14 protein-coding genes and 1 riboswitch are annotated in these 18526 nt (G+C 44.7%); of the genes, 8 read left to right on the forward strand and 6 right to left on the reverse strand.

Annotated elements, in window-relative coordinates; translation table 11 throughout:
- Positions 1–127 precede the first annotated feature (127 nt).
- The 3 genes from ACZ48S_RS00910 to ACZ48S_RS00920 form a co-directional block, all read right to left on the reverse strand.
- Complete coding sequence (locus tag ACZ48S_RS00910) at positions 128–1624, reverse strand: hypothetical protein (RefSeq protein ID WP_464213158.1); 1497 nt, start codon at positions 1622–1624, stop codon at positions 128–130.
- Positions 1625–1716: 92 nt separating this feature from the next.
- Positions 1717–1800, reverse strand: a riboswitch (cyclic di-GMP riboswitch).
- A 704-nt stretch (positions 1801–2504) separates the two neighbouring features.
- Positions 2505–3629, reverse strand: a complete 1125-nt coding sequence (locus tag ACZ48S_RS00915) for a M48 family metalloprotease (RefSeq protein ID WP_464213160.1) — start codon at positions 3627–3629, stop codon at positions 2505–2507.
- Between the two features lie 584 nt (positions 3630–4213).
- Positions 4214–5128, reverse strand: coding sequence for a virginiamycin B lyase family protein (locus ACZ48S_RS00920; RefSeq protein WP_464213162.1), 915 nt, complete (start codon positions 5126–5128; stop codon positions 4214–4216).
- Positions 5129–5459: 331 nt separating this feature from the next.
- Between ACZ48S_RS00920 and mads1 the strand changes: the two genes are divergently transcribed.
- The 8 genes from mads1 to ACZ48S_RS00960 are packed head-to-tail and all read left to right on the forward strand — an operon-like array spanning position 5460 to position 15872.
- The gene (mads1, locus tag ACZ48S_RS00925) at positions 5460–5657 is read left to right on the forward strand and encodes a methylation-associated defense system helix-turn-helix domain-containing protein MAD1 (protein WP_464213164.1); all 198 of its coding nucleotides are present in this window, start codon (positions 5460–5462) and stop codon (positions 5655–5657) included.
- Between the two features lie 15 nt (positions 5658–5672).
- Positions 5673–6617, forward strand: a complete 945-nt coding sequence (locus ACZ48S_RS00930; protein ID WP_464213166.1) for a DUF4007 family protein — start codon at positions 5673–5675, stop codon at positions 6615–6617.
- Positions 6604–10074: an ATP-binding protein gene (locus tag ACZ48S_RS00935; protein ID WP_464213168.1), complete on the forward strand. Its 3471-nt coding sequence runs from the start codon at positions 6604–6606 to the stop codon at positions 10072–10074. The genes ACZ48S_RS00930 and ACZ48S_RS00935 overlap by 14 nt, the downstream gene beginning before the upstream one ends.
- 1 nt (position 10075) lies before the next feature.
- Positions 10076–10855, forward strand: coding sequence for a phosphoadenosine phosphosulfate reductase domain-containing protein (locus ACZ48S_RS00940; RefSeq protein WP_464213170.1), 780 nt, complete (start codon positions 10076–10078; stop codon positions 10853–10855).
- Between the two features lie 12 nt (positions 10856–10867).
- Positions 10868–13015 carry a DEAD/DEAH box helicase family protein gene (locus tag ACZ48S_RS00945; protein WP_464213172.1) on the forward strand — a complete coding sequence of 716 codons (2148 nt, stop codon included), beginning with the start codon at positions 10868–10870 and terminating at the stop codon, positions 13013–13015.
- A 26-nt stretch (positions 13016–13041) separates the two neighbouring features.
- A complete protein-coding gene (locus ACZ48S_RS00950; protein WP_464213174.1) occupies positions 13042–13281 on the forward strand; it encodes a hypothetical protein in 240 nt (79 codons plus the stop codon).
- On the forward strand, positions 13278–15419 hold the full coding sequence (locus ACZ48S_RS00955; RefSeq protein ID WP_464213176.1) for an AAA family ATPase: 2142 nt from the start codon (positions 13278–13280) through the stop codon (positions 15417–15419). Before ACZ48S_RS00950 ends, ACZ48S_RS00955 begins: the two co-directional genes overlap by 4 nt.
- 3 nt (positions 15420–15422) lie before the next feature.
- On the forward strand, positions 15423–15872 hold the full coding sequence (locus ACZ48S_RS00960; RefSeq protein ID WP_464213178.1) for a hypothetical protein: 450 nt from the start codon (positions 15423–15425) through the stop codon (positions 15870–15872).
- A 186-nt stretch (positions 15873–16058) separates the two neighbouring features.
- On the opposite strand, the gene ACZ48S_RS00965 is transcribed toward ACZ48S_RS00960, so the two are convergent.
- The 3 genes from ACZ48S_RS00965 to ACZ48S_RS00975 all read right to left on the reverse strand — a co-directional run bounded on the left by ACZ48S_RS00965 (position 16059) and on the right by ACZ48S_RS00975 (position 18485).
- Entirely contained in the window at positions 16059–17219 is a 1161-nt protein-coding gene (locus ACZ48S_RS00965; RefSeq protein WP_464213180.1) for a nucleoside 2-deoxyribosyltransferase domain-containing protein, read from the reverse strand.
- 218 nt (positions 17220–17437) lie between these two features.
- Positions 17438–17866 carry a hypothetical protein gene (locus ACZ48S_RS00970; protein ID WP_464213182.1) on the reverse strand — a complete coding sequence of 143 codons (429 nt, stop codon included), beginning with the start codon at positions 17864–17866 and terminating at the stop codon, positions 17438–17440.
- Between the two features lie 145 nt (positions 17867–18011).
- Positions 18012–18485, reverse strand: a complete 474-nt coding sequence (locus tag ACZ48S_RS00975) for a hypothetical protein (protein WP_464213184.1) — start codon at positions 18483–18485, stop codon at positions 18012–18014.
- Positions 18486–18526 lie beyond the last annotated feature (41 nt).

An 18526-nucleotide genomic window follows, 5' to 3' on the forward strand; every position in this document is an offset into this window, starting at 1 on the left:
AGACTACTTCAGCATTAAAGATACTCATATATTCTCATTTTTTGTAATGAGGGGTATGAAGTGGGTGAAAAAAGTGAGGGAGTTTCCGAAGAAACTCCCTCTGAGCAATTTATCCTAAGTTGCGAATTTAAGGAAGATGTGTGGCTGTCCAAGTATAGGAGTTGCCTTTGTTATCCGAAGCTTCGCCAATCATCTCACTGCAATCACTCAACACTGTACCTTCGAGACTAACGATATAAGGATTAGTTCCGCCCACAGTCTGATCGTAGGTGATTGTCATATCTATAGAGTCATCTGCTTCTAAATTTCCTTCGACAACCCAAGTCCAATCGGGCCCGGTTTCAGAATAGCCGGTGCCGTTAAATGTACCATCGGGATTCTGCGTAATTATCACCATGATGTGCCCTGCGGCAAAAGCACCACCGGGAACGCTATATTCTAATGACCATTCACCCGTTAGGTCACATTGTGAGGTGTTGTAGGTGAAGAATGTTGCCCAGTTAGCTCCATCGAATTCTTCTGCGCCGGCCCATGCGGTCTCTTCTTGAATAGCCGAATTGACACAGACATTATCGATGGCGTAACCAACCACACCTGCATCATTGTTGTTCATCTCGCCGAAGATTACTACCTTGTCTATGCTATAGTCGGCGTCGGTCCAAGTGGTGCCAAAAGCTTGACCATCGTAGTTGCCGGTACCCGCTGCGAGGTGGTCGTGGTTTATCAAGATGCCATCAGCATCGAAATACAGGTAGTGCCAAATTTCGCCATGGTCGAGATCTACAGTGGCGAAACCGGCTTCCTGGACCAAATCTAAGCCGGATAGGTCGATTACAATACCCTGGAATTGCGAATAAGCATGCTGCATAAGCGGGGTTTGAGACTTATCCTGCGGATCGGTCAGCAGATTGCCGCTTGCGCCGGTCCCATTGTCATTGGTCACTATGTCGTCAAAATCGGTATAGGGAGGCCCGTTCACTGTAAAAGCTACGATATTCGGGTAGGTACCGGTAGGATCGGTGTTGGTTGCCGGTGAGGCTACAACCGGAAAATCACCGGTTGGAGTCAGGGCGGCATATTCTCCAATTCCCAAATCGGCTAGCGAAGGGTAGTTCGTCATATAGAATCCCACATCGCCGTTAGGGGTAATTACACTGCTTACCGCGTCAAACTCTTGGAACGATTCGAAGTCTATGCAGGTCTCGTCTATGCGCACTACTACTGCGTGAGCCGCCACATACAGGTTCGCCCCTGCTGACCAGCCATTGTCCTCAAAACCGAAGGTATACTCAGCTGCGGTTACCGGAGGATTGAAGTTGTCGCCCTTGGTGAATTTTCCGGGTATTGGGTTGCCTTTCTTGGTCTGGGGGATACCGCTCAGATCCTCTGCCACCGTTAGATGGCTCTCTGTCATTACCCAACCATCCTCGGTTATTTCGTATTTTACAAATAGGGTCTCGCCGTCGTCCCAGACGAGCACATGTCCGACTGGGATGTCTTGCCCGGCGTAGAGGTCAAACGAATCAGGATTGGCTTCAGTTGCCGCCCCCACAGGCGCTACCCCGGTCATCCAAGAACCGAGCAGCAGGGACATGGTTAATAGAATAGCAAGTGCTCTTTTCATTGTATCCTCCTCCGTTTCGTAGATATAGATGCGTGATCAGCATAACAAACAGGACTATTTCAAAAAGCACCACCCCCAAAAAACAAAAACCGACCTATTAAGGTCGGTTCCACTACTAGCTCACTGACACCTAAGTGGCCAGTTAAAGGTGGCAGGTCAAAGCTCCCCTAAAATAAGAGTAATACTGATATTACCAGTTGTCAAGGTACGTTAAACTCAATTAACCTAACCATGCTACACTCGAATATACTCAGTTTTCGAAGGGCTGTGTTAACGCTCGTAAATCATTGGGCTGTTTGCATGGGCTTAGATATGAACAAATCCACTCGTTTGTGTGGAGTGCCACAAAATGAGTAAATATTACATTTAACTCCAAATATAATGATCTAAAAGCAAAATCTGAAAAATCGACTAAGGGGGATTCGAACTAAAATTTGAAGCTGGTTTTTAGTCAGTGAAAAGAATCTTAACAGTTTTTGAGGCTAATTTAAGATTTGGTGGAGCCGGGGTATCAATAGGTAGAACTCAGGAGGAATTTGAGGTTTCCTTTTGCCTAAATATTTGAGTGGTTCCTTCAGGCTGTCCATACCTATCCTAGCGCGGCCAGACTTCCGAGTGGCTCAGGTCTTTGTGTCTAGATTTTATTCCCTCAGCTCCACCAAAGGGGACGATACCTAGAACCGGGCGGCATTCTAGAGACTGGCCGGACAAAATCTTTTCAACAACCTTCCTGTGGCGTACTTCAGCCTGACAAATCTCCGCAGTAAAGTTCAAATCCAATCTGCTAGCCCAAACTGTTCAATACATAGAACTTTCAGTGCAGAGTTCGCACAGCTGTAGAGTTCAGGTCGCTACCTAAAAACTCATCCGCAGTGTTAACTTAAATGTCCTTTCCAGCTACTGTCCACTCGTTTAGCCGCTTGTACGAAGGGACCCAAAGAAATCGAATTGCAGTAGCGATTCCGAATAGGTCAAATCCATTTATCTCACTGTCTAAAGCTGCGAGACGTCCGGTAGGTCTAGGATGTGTTTCCGACGTAATTTCATATAGTTCTTTGATCATCTCCAAAATGTTGAAAATTATGGCTAGCCCAACAACTACCCACGAAAGCTCATACTGACTACCTCTAACATTTTTCAAGGTCTTAGCCGCGAAGGAATCTGCCTCTATTTCTAAAGACGGGTCATGCGGCTTTTCAAGATGTCCCATTAGTAAATGGCCATATTCGTGCAAATCAACAAACCCGGAGGCACCTTCCAAAACAAGCAAGAATTCTGGCGTTAGTTCTGGATGTAATTTGGTTAACTGATATTTGGGACTGATACCGAGATCACTTGATTTTCCAAGTAGAGCAAAAAGACCTGAAACGCACGACCAAACAAATTCCTGACTATTTATCATTGTATTTTGCGTTTCATTCAACAAAAACTTGATTTCATTGCCAATGCTCTTTTCCGGGATCAATACGGAAAGGAACAGGTTTGCAAAGAATTCCGATAACTCGGGGAGCGACGTGTGAATACACACGCAAGGAATTTCATCGATTACGGTATCTTTGGTAACGAATGCATTGAACTCTAAGTCAAAAACGTTCATGAGTGGTATATTCAGGAGAAAATATGCGAGCGAATCAGGATCACTAGGGGAGACTTTGGGCATACCCATCCTCTTGGCTACTTTTGAAATATACTGGTAATCAATCTGCAAACTCGAGGCAGCTTCGCATATCCAAGCGGTGATCATTCGGCGTTTTTCGGTTGTTTGAATACCCAGGTACTGCCAATAATCATTTGCATGGAAAAGTTCATGTGATTCGAAAAGATCGAGTGATTTATCTTGCCGTGCTCTAAGGCGAATTCCTTCAATCAAATCACTATCGCGCCGGTGGAAGTTGTCAATGAACTGCCTTTCTACGTCCTCTGGATCCAATCCAAGTCTTTTACAGTGTCTAGAAAATGAAAGGCGCTCTTTGGCGACCAAATGCTCGTTCTGGGCTTTGGTCAAACGGAAAGTGGGTTTCCAATGTTTCATCTTTGTTTACTCAAAAAGAGAACCAGCCCCCGAATCTCTGAAGATGTGCAGGGATATCTAGCAGATTGATAAAATAAGACATCGATTTTGCTGATTACGTTTGGGCGGCTGAAAGAACCCAACGCTGATTTCGTTTTCGTCTGACTATTTTAGCACCCCGCTAGAGCCGCCGTATTTTACGCTAAATTCTCACCGCCAAGAATACTGGCGGCAAACCCGAGCGCTATTTTTTCCAACAAGCGCTCGAACTTCGAACCTTCCATCTGGGGACCGGAGCGTAATTGATTTGACGCCTGGGATCCCCGTCACTTATAGGATATCCCCCAAATCCCTATTACCTTTATCCCCTTGGCAGAAGTTTACCTGTTGCATACCCGGGCAGATTGTTATGTGGAGGAAGATGGAGGTAGGGCACTTGGTGGTTGGAACCATTATGCACTGTTCTTTTCCTTTTGTCGTGACTGCTGTCTCAAATTTCCACCACCATCATCAAACGGCTGACCGAGCGTCCACACCCTTGTAAGTTTTATCTCCACTTTTCCCCCTTACAGAAGGAGTTAGTATTGATTGGATTGATTACGATCCAATTTGCTAACGCTGTTATCATTATTATTCGCTACCCAAATATTCGCCCCATCGTAACAAAGAGCCCGAGGATGACAGTTTCTAGACGCTATTCCGGTGACGCGATAATTCCCTAACAAAAACCCATCACTCGTGCGAATTTTGGATATGCTATTACTTTTATTATTTGCTACCCAAACGTTGGCGCCATCAAAACAGACTGCGCAAGGTCGATGCCTACCGGAACCGGCGACAGGATAGTTCCCTAACAAAGTACCATCACTGGCCAACAGCTTCGAGACGCTATCACTTCGATTATTTGCTACCCAAATATTGGCTCCATCAAAACAAATCGCGCAAGGTTGTTGGTTCTCAGTTCCAGCCACTGGATAATTCCCTAATAGACCACCATTGCTTGCACATAACTTGCTGAGGCTATTGCTATTCACGTCTGCCACCCAGATGTTGTCGCCATCGAAACAAATTGCGCAAGGATGGCTACTATCCAAACCGGCGGAAGCCACATCGTAATGTCCTTGTAGAACACCGTCGCTCGCCTGTAGCTTGGAGACGTATTCACTTCGATAATTAACCACCCAAACATTGGTGCCGTCGAAACATATACCGCAAGGGTGCCTGGCATCTGGAGAATAATTTCCTATGAGACTGCCATCACTCACTCGTAACTTCGAAATACTGTTGCTACCACTGTTAGCCACCCAGATATTGGTGCCATCAAAGCAAATAGAGCAAGGGTGCCGACCGCATACATTATAATTTCCTAGAAGACTTCCATCGTCCGTCCGTAACTTGCTGACACTATTATTACCAGCGTTCGCTACCCAAATGTTATTGCCATCGAAGCAAATGGCCGAAGGATTCCTGCCTACGGGAAAGCTAATACTCATTCCAATAACATTGTACCATCAAATGATATTTAGGAGCGGGTCGTGGGAAGTTTTTAGGACCTAAGTCTCGATACGGCTTCACGCGACGCTTCTTCCCAGTATGTATTTTCCCCTAAGGTGGATTGATCTTGCCTGGTGCCCAAGGGGAAGGGCCGAAATTGGCTATTGTCCAATATATCATGCCATATCACATTATAACTGATGATAATACATATACAATAGGGGTTGACTAGTTTCGCTAATCTGCTATAATGACGATGATTATTTAGTACTGGATGCTATCTGACTAGCATTCCAGTTCCAAAACTCCCTTATCCGAGGAGTCAAAGCAATGGAAGATCGTTGGTTTTCCGTGGATGAAATAGCCAAGTACCTCGGCATCAAGAGAGATACGGTCTATAAGTGGATTAGCCGTAAAGATTTGCCTGCACACAAACTCGGCCGCCTTTGGAAATTCAGGAAGAATGAAATAGACGAATGGGTGTTCGCTCATGACCGGCGACCCCTCGGCCTTAAAGCTGCTCCCTAATGCTTGGAGGATATTGTGCCGTCATCCCAAATTGTCAATAACGATAGACTGTATATCCCTTTCCGGAAATCATTTTCTGGTCACGAGACCTTCGCATTTCGTTATGCGTGGCTTAAGAAAGGGTTGGATAACATCAAACTAGATCCCGTATTGTTTCAAAAAAACGAAGCCATTGTACGTTTAGGGGTCGGCAAAAACATGGTGCGGTCCATTCGGTATTGGTGTCTAGCAACCGGAATGGTGGAGGAAGAGTATGGAACTCGAGGGAGAAGTCTGTTACCTTCTAAACTCGGACTTGCTCTACTACAAAATGGGGGATGGGACCCTTACCTGGAGGACGACGCAACATTGTGGCTCATCCACTGGAAACTTGCGAGTAATGATACACGCGCAGCCACTTGGTATTGGGCGTTCAATCGTTTTTACGAATACGCTTTCACCCGATCGAATATGGTCGAGGCGTTGATTAGACATCTTCATACACTTGGATGGACGGACATCTCGGAGTCCACCTTGAAGCGTGATGTTGATTGTTTTATCCATACCTATGTTCAGCGTAGCAATATTTCAATCCCCGGCGAGGATCCCATAGGTTGTCCGCTCACTACACTTAACCTCCTCATTCAGGAACCTGATGGCGACAGGATTAGGTTTCGGGTAGGTCCCAAACATTCTTTACCAGTTGCGATTTTTGCGTATGCTCTTGCTGAGTTCTGGGAAACAAAAGCGGGTGAGAGGGATACATTAGAAATTCACGATGTCATGAGTTCGGAAGGAAGCCCAGCCTTGGTATTTAAACTGGACGAAGATTCAGTCTTGTCCTATTTGGACCAACTTCAAGTAGTTAGCGGAGGTACTCTTAGGTTCTCGGACACTCCATTAACTCGGAGCATTATTAAAGAGAACGGAGCGCCGTTGGATTCAATGCGATTCTTGGAGACTTACTATGCGGACAAATGAAGCTTCTTTATTAGAGAAAATATCTCTCCAACCTCGGTTTTTACGATCAGTAAATCTTGAAAGGGATTTCCATGCCCAAGATGCAGCCGACGGCTATCTAGTTACCCGCAGTGCAGTTGCCGCTATTTCGTTACTTAGTCGTGGAGTGAACGATCCTTCATACCGGGCACAATGCATCTCGGGGCCATATGGTTCGGGTAAATCCGCCCTTGCCCTGTTTTTTGCAAAACTATTAGAGAAAGAACAATCCAATGGACTTCGGACAAAGGCTCGTCAAGAACTCGGGATAATTGCCGACAAACTCCTTCCTGCTGATGGTGAGGGTTACGTGACTGTCCTGGCAACAGGAGGGCGGGAGAATTTATCAACCTGCCTCGTTCGCAGTTTGAAAAGGTCGTTAGAAGTGTCAGGCAGACGAGATTTGCTCGACTTCGTATCACGTGACCATGAGGCAACCCTAAATGCCTCAACACCGAGTACCCGCCAGCTTGTAGCTCTGTTTGAGGACCTAGCTAGACATTCAAAAGAACAAGGGCATGCTCAAGGGTTAATTATAATTGTCGACGAGCTTGGTAAACTCCTTGAGCACGCAGCATTATATCCCGACGGAAACGATGTTCAGGTGCTGCAAGAACTAGCGGAAGCTGCTTCCCGATCCCACGCTAACCCCCTATGGTTTGTTACAATCCTTCACCAACAGTTTGCGCAGTATGCTTCTCGGCTAGGCCGACGTTATCAAAGAGAATGGGCAAAGGTGCAGCAACGTTTCTTTGATGTGCCATGTATGCTAGACGGATTAGATGCTCTGCAACTGACTGCCGCTGCGATGAATGGAAACGGAAACTTCGAAATCCGACACAATGATCGCGTACGTGAGGTTGCCCGCACTTGCGCATCCCTTGCTCCCAGAGGATCGGAGGAAGACTTTGAGACCCTTTGCATCGCTTGTTATCCATTACATCCAACCTCGGTGCTGCTCCTCCCATCCCTCTTCAGACGTTTTGGGCAAAATGAGCGTTCATTGTTTTCATTTCTCTCGGCCGATGAACCCTTCTCATTGATGAATTGGATGCGACATCAAGTATTCGATTCTACTAATCCACCTTTTATGCGCATAGCACAAGTCTATGATTATGCGTCCCATACCTTGATTGGTGGAGCTCCAATCCCCCAAGTCGCACGGGCATGGGCAGAAGCCGAGGATGGGCTTGCGCGTTTAGATGATGCGATAGAATCGGAGATTGATGCGCTTAAGAGTATTAGCATACTCAATCTAGTCGGGGATTCATCGCGTTTACCTGCTTCGTACGAAGTATTGGAGTTGTCGCTTACGTCTCCGATGTTCAGTGGAGACCAATTAAGGGAGGTGCTGAGGTCATTAGAAACGAGACGATTCGTGGTCTATCGTCGGTTTCGGAATTCTTTCAGGTTGTATGAAGGCAGTGATATAGATGTCGGAGAACGCCTTATTGCAGCATACCAGACTCTACCCGCTCAATCAGTGTCCCTGCTTGTTGCGAAAGAACTTTGTCCTGCACCACCTATTATTGCTCGGAAGCACTCATTCGTAACAGGCATGTTGAGGTATTTTTCAATTGTTCCTACCTCATTCAATGACTTGGAGCTAGCGTTAGCTAACCAAGATGGGGCGGATGGGCACATTATTTGCTGTCTTGTCGAAACCGAAGAACAACATGCTGCTGCCGAGTTAATACTTAGGACAGTTGCAGATGTTTCGTCCATTGTGATGCTTGCAATGGAAACAGAACAATTAGTAGAAGCTGCACGCGATGTTGCTGCTCTAGAATGGGTCAAACACAATACACCTGGTTTATCTGGCGATCGCGTCGCTCGGCAGGAACTTGGAGAGCGACGAATCGAGGCAAGCATCGCCTTTCGTTCTGAGTGGAACAGATTGTTTACCGCTAGCTCGGGGCAAACCACCGTTTATTGGAAGGGCACGAGGCAAAAGATGAAGTCTGATAAAGACCTCGCCGAACTTGTGTCCATGGCTACTGATGAGATTTACCCTTATGCTCCAACGATACAGAATGAGCTAATTAATCGTCGTTCCCTATCTTCAGCCGCGGCTTCAGCGCGCCGAAATCTTATTGAAGCTATGATGCTACACAGCCATGAGGAACGACTAGGCATTAATGGCTATCCTCCTGAAAGGAGCATTTACGAATCAGTCTTCAGACAGAGCAGATTGCATAGACAAAACGAGCGCGGCGAATGGGAATTGGGAAGACCAAGTAACGTGGATTTAGGTCTTCAAAAAGCTTGGGATCGTATAATGGAAGTATCTTGCTCGGAATCATTGCAGCCCAAGCCACTGACGGATATTTTCTCGGATTTGCGTAGTCCCCCATTTGGAGTCGCCGACGGGTTCATACCTGTGCTTTTTTTCGCCTTACTTCACAACAACTCAAACACGATGGCATTGTACGAGGGCGGTACTTTTGTGCCCGAGGTGACGTTGCCGGTAATGGAACGCCTAATGCGCAACCCTGGCAGCTTTTCAACTCTTCGCTTCATTATAGATGGAGAACGCGCAATGGTGGTCGAACGATTCGCCAATGGCTTCAGAGTTGAAAATGCGTTGCTGCCTGTTATTCGTGCAATCTATGCCGGTATGTCTTCGCTGAATAGATACTCTGAGATTACTAGCAGCCTGCATAAAGATGCTCGTGCCGTGAGAGATACAATCTTAAGAGCCAAGAACCCTGAAAGATTACTATTCATTGATTTGCCTGTGGTTCTGGGATGCCGCCCTTTCGAGACACAGTCAATTGGCCCGAACGAGACGAACGTTGATCAATTTTTTGAAGCTCTTAATAGTGCATTCAATATGCTGATGACATGCTATTCAGAGTTACTGGATCGTATAAAGGCTGGAGTGTTTCGGATTTTTAATATACCAAAAATCGTTGAAGACTGGCGAAACGTGCTACCCCGGAGGGCGACTTTATTATCGGATCTCGTGACAGAGCCTAGTTTACGGATATTGATGAACCGTGCCATTGACAGCACTCTGCCTCCGACAGAATACTTGGAAGCAATTGCCGCGGGAATTGTCGGCCAACCACCCTGCCGTTGGAACAGAGCAGACGAAGATTCATTTGCCAAACTCGTCAAACAACTTTCGGTAAAAGTGCGATTTACAGAAACGCTTTTAGATTTACAAAGTAGCTTGCAGGATAGCGAAGCAGGCTATATGGTCACTATCGACAAAAAGGATGATGATTCCGTGCGACGGGTCATTAGGTTGACCCGAGATGAGGAAATTGAAGCTGAACGTGTTGCGAAGGCAATAATCAGTAAATATTCAACCAAAATGGATACCCAGATCCTAATCGCAGCAGTTGCCAAAGTAGTTAGACAAGCGGTATCATCGGACAACGGATCCACTCAAGAATGTCCACCAACTGGGGTCGCGTTCAATAGGGGGCGATAAAGTGCGTCACATATTGTGTGTTTCAGGTGGCAAGGACAGCGCGGCACTTGCTGTCTATATGCGTGATAGAATTCCCAACATGGAGTACGTATTCTGCGATACCGAAAAAGAGCTCCCTGAAACGTACGAATACCTAGCGCGTCTCGAAGGTGTATTAGGGAAGTCAGTTATAACGTTAAAAGACGGGAGGGGCTTTGACCATTGGCTTGATATTTTCCGAGGTTACCTACCATCCTCGCAGATGCGCTGGTGCACCCGGCATCTGAAACTCCAACCATTCGAGCGCTACGTAGGTGACTCACCAGTAACCAGCTACATTGGAATTCGTGCTGACGAAGATAGGGAAGGCTATGTTTCTACAAAGCCCAACATCAAACCTATCTTTCCGTTTAAGGAAGCCGGTCTATGTTATACCGACATTGTTCGCATCCTTGAGGAATCCGGAATCGGCATGCCACAATACCGGACGTGGCGATCACGGTCTGGATGCTATTTTTGTTTTTTCCAGCAGAAAATCGAATGGGTGGGATTGTTGGAAAACCATCCAAATTTATTCAATTTGGCAAAAAGCTATGAAAAAACGGATTCAGTTTCTGGACGTCGTTTCACTTGGTGTGATCATGAAAGCTTAGAGGAGCTTAGCCGACCAGATCGTGTTCAAGCAATAAAGAATGAACATATTGAAAGATCGAAACGGGAATCGCACAGTTGTAAAGGAGGCAGACTAATTGAATTGCTCGGAGATGATCGCAGCACCCCTTGCTTAATTTGTACTTTGTAATAGACGAAAGAAATGCATAGTATAAAAGAATTATCCGAAATTCAACCGATATATTTTTTACCTAAGGATGACCTCTTGGGGCGGGTAGTTATTCCTTGTCTTCAAATTGCTACTATTTACGAATGTATGACAGGGTTTTTCACTAGTTCTTCGATAAAAGAAATGGCTCCTGGTTTAGCAAGTTTTCTTCAGACAAAAGATGCCAAATTACGCCTTCTTACGAGTCCTTATCTCACTCCTGAAGATCAACTGGCAATAAAGAGTGGTACTGAAGATATGCCCTCAATATTGGCGAGGCACCTAGAGGATTTACTCGGGAGCGTGGAAATCTCTTCGAGCGCACTTGCAAAACATACACTAGAATGTTTAGCTTACTTGATTTCAACCGATCGGATTGAAATTAAATTGGTCCTTGTTAAGGATGGCCTTTTCCACCCGAAAATAAGGATCTTTTCTGATGGCAACGATACTATTGCTGTCCACGGGTCTAACAACCTTACAAAAAGCGGGTTTACCACTAATGTCGAACAGATAATCGTATCTAAGTCTTGGGCAGGTGGAGATGAAACTAAGATCGTAAACCGCTTAAGAGCGGAATTTGACGCCTATTGGACGGGTAAGAACAACTCTTACTCAGCGGTATATGATATTCCGGCCGCATTGAAAGCGGGTATTATGAAAGAATATTTACGTGAGAAACCACCTAGTACCGATGATTTTAAGAAAGCGTGGAATATTGAGAAAAACGGTAATTCGCCCAAGCAAACAAACCCGGATTTTGAACCTAAGTCCCGAAATTTTAATATTCCCGCAGGTTTAATTTTCGATAAGGGCGACTTTGAACACCAAGGGAGAGCTATCAACGCATGGCTATCCGCTGACCGACTTGGTATATTAGAAATGGCTACTGGGTCTGGTAAAACAATCGCATCTCTGGTATGTGCTTTTAAGCTTTTTCAAGAGACCTGCAACTTATTACTCGTAGTCGCTGTGCCTTATCTTCCTTTAGTCCACCAATGGGAAGTGGAGACTAAAAAATTTGGGCTGGATCCAGTGGTTCCAGGAGAGGCGAATAACAAGCAATCTAAGCTAGCGACGGTAGGGAAAGCTGTTAGGTCGCTAAAAATCAAAGCTTCTTCAATTGAGTGTTTAATTGTCACGCATGACTATTTATGCGACATCGATTTTCAAAACGAAATCAGTAAATATTTGGGTCCTTCAATGTTAATAGCAGATGAAGTGCATGATTTGGGAACCAAACGATTCTTGAATAACCCCCCTGTTGCTTTTAGATACCGTTTGGGACTTTCCGCAACCCCGATAAGGCAATATGATCCTGAAGGAACGGTAGGTCTAAACGAATATTTTGGAAAGGTAATTTTCCGATTTACTCTAAAAGAGGCAATCGGAAAATGTTTGGTTCCTTACAATTACTATGTTCACCTGGTCGAATTAGATTCGTTTGAACAAGAAGAATGGATCGCCCTATCTGCAAAACTGAGGACTCTTGGGTGGCAATTTTTAGAGGAGACCGATTCATCAAACCCCTCTCTGCAAATATTATTGAACAGGAGGAGGCGACTATTAGAGCAAGCCTCGGGTAAGATTGAGTCTGTTCGAGAAGTCGTTAACCAAATGGATCGTCCTGGCCTGAAACACTTGTTGGTCTATGCAAGCGATAAAGGGCGGGGACAATTGAATGAGGTCAATCAGATGATAATGAACGAGTTCAAGTTTCGCTGTCATCAAATAACCAACGAGGAAACTGGCAAGAAGGGGTTATCTGAAGAGCTACTTACTAATTTTGCTGATGGTAATATTCAAGTCCTAACCGCGATGAGAGTCCTAGACGAAGGGGTAGATATTCCCGAGGTAACAACCGCAATTATATTGGCAAGCACTACTGTCGAACGCCAGTGGGTGCAAAGACGGGGCAGAGTATTACGTAAGTGTAAAAGAATCCATAAAGAGCTGGCATACATACATGATTTTCTAGTTCTCCCATCACTTTCTGGCTCTGACGCTGGCTCCGCCGATCTGCTAAAAATAATCAAATCCGAACTTGGGAGAGTTACGGAATTCGCGAAACTTGCAAAGAATGCCGCTGATCCTGATGGAGCTTTGGCCACTATTAGGCCTATAATCAAAAGGTATTTTTAAAAATCGCCTGTGTAGGGAGTGTTTGAATGACCACAAAGAGGATTATCGGTGTAATAAAGGAAAAATGTCAGCTCGCTTCCGAGAGAGTTCCCGATTATCATATGGCTTTACTAGATTCGGTAACCGATATTATTTGGGATGAATATAAACATGTTATTCAAGCGACAACCATTCAAAAACAGGTCACTGACGAATGTGAAGCCCTCGGAGATTTTATTTATAGAAATACCCGCGGTTCGGATATTAACAAGGATGCAAAGCCATGAAATTTCGAAGTGCGACATTTAACAATTTCCGTCTTTTGCGGAATGTTCATATCGACTTTTCAGTTGATTCCGAAAAACCCCTCACGGTTATCCGAGCCGAAAACGAAACGGGTAAAACTACGATTCTAAATGCCCTTCAATGGGTGCTCTTCGGCGAGGTTGGTTTGCCCACTAATGGAGTCTCATATAGGATTATTCCCATAGACTGGGATACGTCATCTTTAGCTAAACCTGCTGAAATAACCGCTGAATTAGAATTTGAGCATACATTTGAAAGGCAAAACGACGACGGCACTTGGTTTGAAACCAAAGAGGTTTATCTGGCACGCAGAAGAGCTACAGAAAAGCTTGAGGGTGTGGATAGATGGAACAGATATGATGAGTCTTTTCAACTCTTTCACATCACCGATACTGGTTACTTGCCATTAAAAGGCGGCGAGTTGGTGATACGGCAAATCATGGGTAGCAACCTTAAAGATCTCTTTTTTACAGATAGTGACAGAGCACTAAGTTTTATCACTTCCGAAGTTTCCGCTGGCGAAAAAAGGAAGAAAGTTCAGACCGCAATCAGAGATATGCTCGGTTTCGAGTTATTGGAGAACGCTTCCTATCATGTAAAAAAAGGACTTTCCGATATTCGGAGCCAGGTCAAAGAATTCGCTGGTAACGAAGAGATTACCCAAGTTGAACAGCGGGTACAAAGCTTTTCCGAAAAAGAAGATCAAAATAATTCAAGGTTAGCCGAGCTTGACGATAATATAAAAAATATCGAATCAGATATCGCGGATTTTGAGCAAAAAATAGAACGAGCCTTGGAGAAAGGAAATAGGGAAGAACTAGTTAAAGAAAAACAAGACAAATCTGAAGTGTTATCCAAGACGAGGATTCGACTGGAAGCAATAAAAAAACAGCACGGTCAGTTGTTTCAAACTGAGGAGCTCTCTCAATTGCTAATAAAAGGCTATCTTGTTAAATCAGATGGCATGCTTGCGGAGCTTAAAAAGAAAGGTGTAATACCGAGAACCGCTATTCCAATCCTGAAGGAAAGACTTGAAATCGGGGAATGCATATGTGGTGAATCTCTAGAACCCGGGAGCTCTAGATTTAGTCATATCCAAAAACTTATTTCCGATCAAGAAAGTAACTCTGAAGTAGACGACAGGTTAACTGAATTGCGAATTATAGCTTCGCAAAAAGTGCTACAGGTTGATAAGGTTGATGGGGGATGGTTGGAACAGATCCGCCATCTTATTGAAAACAGAACGTATATCGAGAAACAAATAGAAATTGTCGAAAAAGATATCAAAGCCTTAGAGAAAAAGGTCGATTTGCTTTCAGATGCTGATGTTGGATTTCTTCGGGCTCAACGTAAGGAGCGTGTCGGTATTAAAGACACACTTATCAAAGAACAGGGTATTCGAATTGGTGACAAAGAAAGGATCGCCCGCATAAGGAGAGACGCCGAAGAAAAACTAGCTAAATTGTTGTCGCAACAATCTAAATATCTTAAGGTCAAATGCCGTATTGAAGCAGCGAGCGATATTTTGAATGTCCTTGTCACCTCATACAAATCTATCGAGGATGAGGAGATACCGCAAGTATCAAAATCAATGAATGATATGTTCCTTGAAATGATCCAATCCGATCCCGAGACTTCAATCATCTGCAAAACAGAAATATCCCCTTCATATGACATCACGGTTGTAGGTCCGATGGGAAGAAGGCTCGACACAGATCTAGATTTGAATGGGGCATCAAGGAGAGCATTGACGATGGCTTTTCTGTTGGCCTTGACAGAAGTGAGCGGTGTAGCAGCCCCAAATATTATTGATACTCCATTAGGGATGACTAGCGGTATCGTGAAGAGAGCAATATTGGAAACGGCCGTTAAACATGCTACTCAATTAATTCTGTTTCTAACTCGAGATGAAATATCTGGATGCCAGGAATTGATAGACCAATATGCTGGTAAGACCTTTACCTTAACAAATTCCGCTCATTATCCAAAACAACTGGTCAATAATCCAGATGGCACTTACAAAAAAATGATCAGGTGTGAGTGCAATCAATACCAATATTGCAACGTGTGTGAACGGATAGGCGACAGAAGCGGTCTACATCTAACGAAAAGAGGATAAACTATGTCGTACGTCATAAATCCTTTTCAAAATCTGGAATTGAGAATACCCGAGGAAATGCGGGAAGATGTTGACCTCTTTTGTCAAACTCAACCTTTAGGGGGAACAAAGCCATCTCCCGACGATAGCCCATTCGAAAGACAGCTCGATATTTGGTTTCTTGCGGTGTGTCTCGGTGCAAACGCTAAAAAAAGGACAAAATTGACAAAGCACCACCGCTTTATTACTGGCGAGATACTGTCTCGTGATCCTTTTAGGATTGAACTGTTAGAGCTACTCGCTATAGCACATTCCAACGACCCCTGGATTTTACAAAGACCTTCGGAAATGATTGAAATGGCGAATGAATTTGCTGCCTCAGGATTTCAACGGTTGTTTACTCTATTGAAAGAAGGTAATGCAAAACCAATTTGGAATTTGACCGATGGTTTAATTGACCTAATTCAAGAGTAAGAGACGTAGGCTAAAAAAAGAGTCAATCTGGCCAAGGACCGGCAGCTTTTCGCCGCTGAACGCGCATGGCAGACATTAATGCGGTTGATCTGGCAAAACAGAATCAACACGAATAAATCCAGTATATAGTATTAATCGGGGTATCAGTAGTATTTCAAAGGAAATATTTGCCCGTTATTATTTCATCTACAGAAACTTTTTTAGGTAAGCAATCCCTTCATCAAGTGATTCAAAAACCACGTCGGCCGTTTCTCTGGCAATTGCAAAGTATTTTTTAAACAATTCATCTTGGGCAGATTTTTCATCAACCAAAATGACCGTTTTATTTAGTGCTTTTGCATATCCTATTTCCAAGGCGAGGCCATACCCGGATGGATTTTCTTTGTCAATTGTCGCAAATACGATATCTGACAATTTCACATGGCTCAAATCCCATGCCTTATAATGCTCAGTCAACATCAGTCCATGGCTACGGGGATCATAGAATTCTAAGGCAGAACATTGGTCAATAACCTTGTCCTGCCAGCCTGAATGGAATCCCCCTGCAAGATAGACTTTGAGCATAATCCCTCGACTCCTATTATTTTCCTCTTGTTTAACACCTGCCCGTGAATACCCTTCAGAAGGCAATTGATTTTCGAGCTTGGGAATTTCTGCTAGTGCTATCGAGAACGGGATTCTCATCGTAATATCATAGTAACGATACCTTCGTTCCAAAAGGAATATAGCGCTAATAATAAGCGGAAATAACCAGAATAGCCTTGTTCCTGAGAAAGAAACCCCTGATGCCGGAGCTATGCTGATGAATGCGGTTAATATAAGCAGGATAACTATCATTATTATTGCTGTAGCACTTCCCAAACACAGTTGCCATGTATACGTATAACGATACACATGCCGCACCCAACCTGGAGATATCGAAATAGCTATGTTGCGCAATGCTTTGACGTTAAGTGATGATAAATTCGCTTTTGTATAAAAAGCAATTCTCCTCCTAGCTTCTGAGAACCACTGGCAAGCATTGACTTGTTTCTCAAGCTCCTCATAAGGTTTAATAAATGGCAAAAGGCGGGCAAAAACGGGGAATCGTACGAGATACTCTAATCCCTTGATCACATTCTCTCCAATGCCTTGAAGAATATATCCCACAACATAACTTGTGAGTCCTAATATTAACCAATCAGGACCTGACCTGGGTGTGAAAATATTTCCATTAGGTATTACGATTTCGATTTCATTGCTTAAAGTCAGCCATGCTATCCCGATGAAGACAGCTCCGGGAATTAAGAAAGCCAGAATGTCCATCAACAACATTTGTATCGATTCGACAAGATCACTTGCCTTCATACCCTGTCTCTCAGTCCCTCTTTAGTCATACCCAACGGGCCAAGAATTAACTCGCCGTAAGTTTAACTCACGTTGACCTCAGTTTCAAATATCGATCTCATCCGTTATTATTCTCTTTTTTGTGGTCCAATACCCCGCCGCTTGCGGCGTCGTGGGCCTTAATCGGTTGCCTGAGATACCTCGACGCAAGCGTCGAGGAGTGTCATTTTTTACCGACATTATTTGACGTTCTTGAATATGATGGGAACCAAACATGTGCGAATAAATAAATTCATGTATGGGAAACACGAATAAATCAAACAGTACCGGCTGTCCTTTGTTCGATTGTTTCGTGATTGATCTGCCCTGTTTTCGACTATCTTTCCCTTCACGTTCCAATCGGGCATTAATTCGCTGCCGATAGAGCTATTCCTTGGGTTATCAAGTTCCCACTTCTGATATTCACACAGCGAATCGACAGCGATATCAGGTGGTATGTCACTCTGGTTCCAGCGTTTGTAGGTGAAGGTCGCCAAGTAAAGGTAAATCTGACTCCAATCATGGTCCATCGGTGCCGCAAGCGAAGCCGTATAGAGATAGACGCAGGCCTCAGCATCGGTGCCGGTGGGTTCGTTACGTTTGAGGGACTTCACATTCAGTGCCAACATCTCCAGTGTGTCGGCCGTCTTAAGCTATTCGGGAATAGTGTCTTCCCTTCCACCCGGAAACACAATGAGAGTATCAGTAAAGCATACGGCATTATCTCAGATGCCCCGTTCAGCCATTGTGCTCGATTATGGTTTCTCCTTTTGATTAGTCCTTGAATCTGGTGATGGTCAGACAGGCGTAGTGCGACCGATACCTATTGATCGGGCTTTGGCCGAAACCATTCCAGAAGTCCAGCAGATAGTGATGATAGCCCGGGTATTCCTGCTTCCGAACGGCCAGCAAGTCATCGGCAAATATTCTGACACAAGCCCCCTTGTTACCGAAAAGGACGATGACGCTCGGTAGACAGGCTTCATCCCGCTTTGTCCTGAAGCTTTCTACTTTAAGCTTGGATAGCTTCAAGTTATCGAGCCAGAAATGACCGCCACCGGCACTGTATGAGCCAAGGAAAATGTCTTTTCCCTCCAGTTCTTCGAGTATCTCCATGAGACGCTTTACGGCTGCCCGCTGCTTCTTCCGTAGTGGTATCTGAGCGGCTTTCCGGCCAAGTCTGACCGTAATTCTCGGTTCCGGTTCGGCCAGCTTAACGCCCTGAAACAGATCGAGTTGACCCGTCATGCTTGTTACTCCTTTCCTCTAGATTCTGGGCACAGGTATCC

The organism is Dehalogenimonas sp. NIT-SK1 (assembly GCF_055384165.1).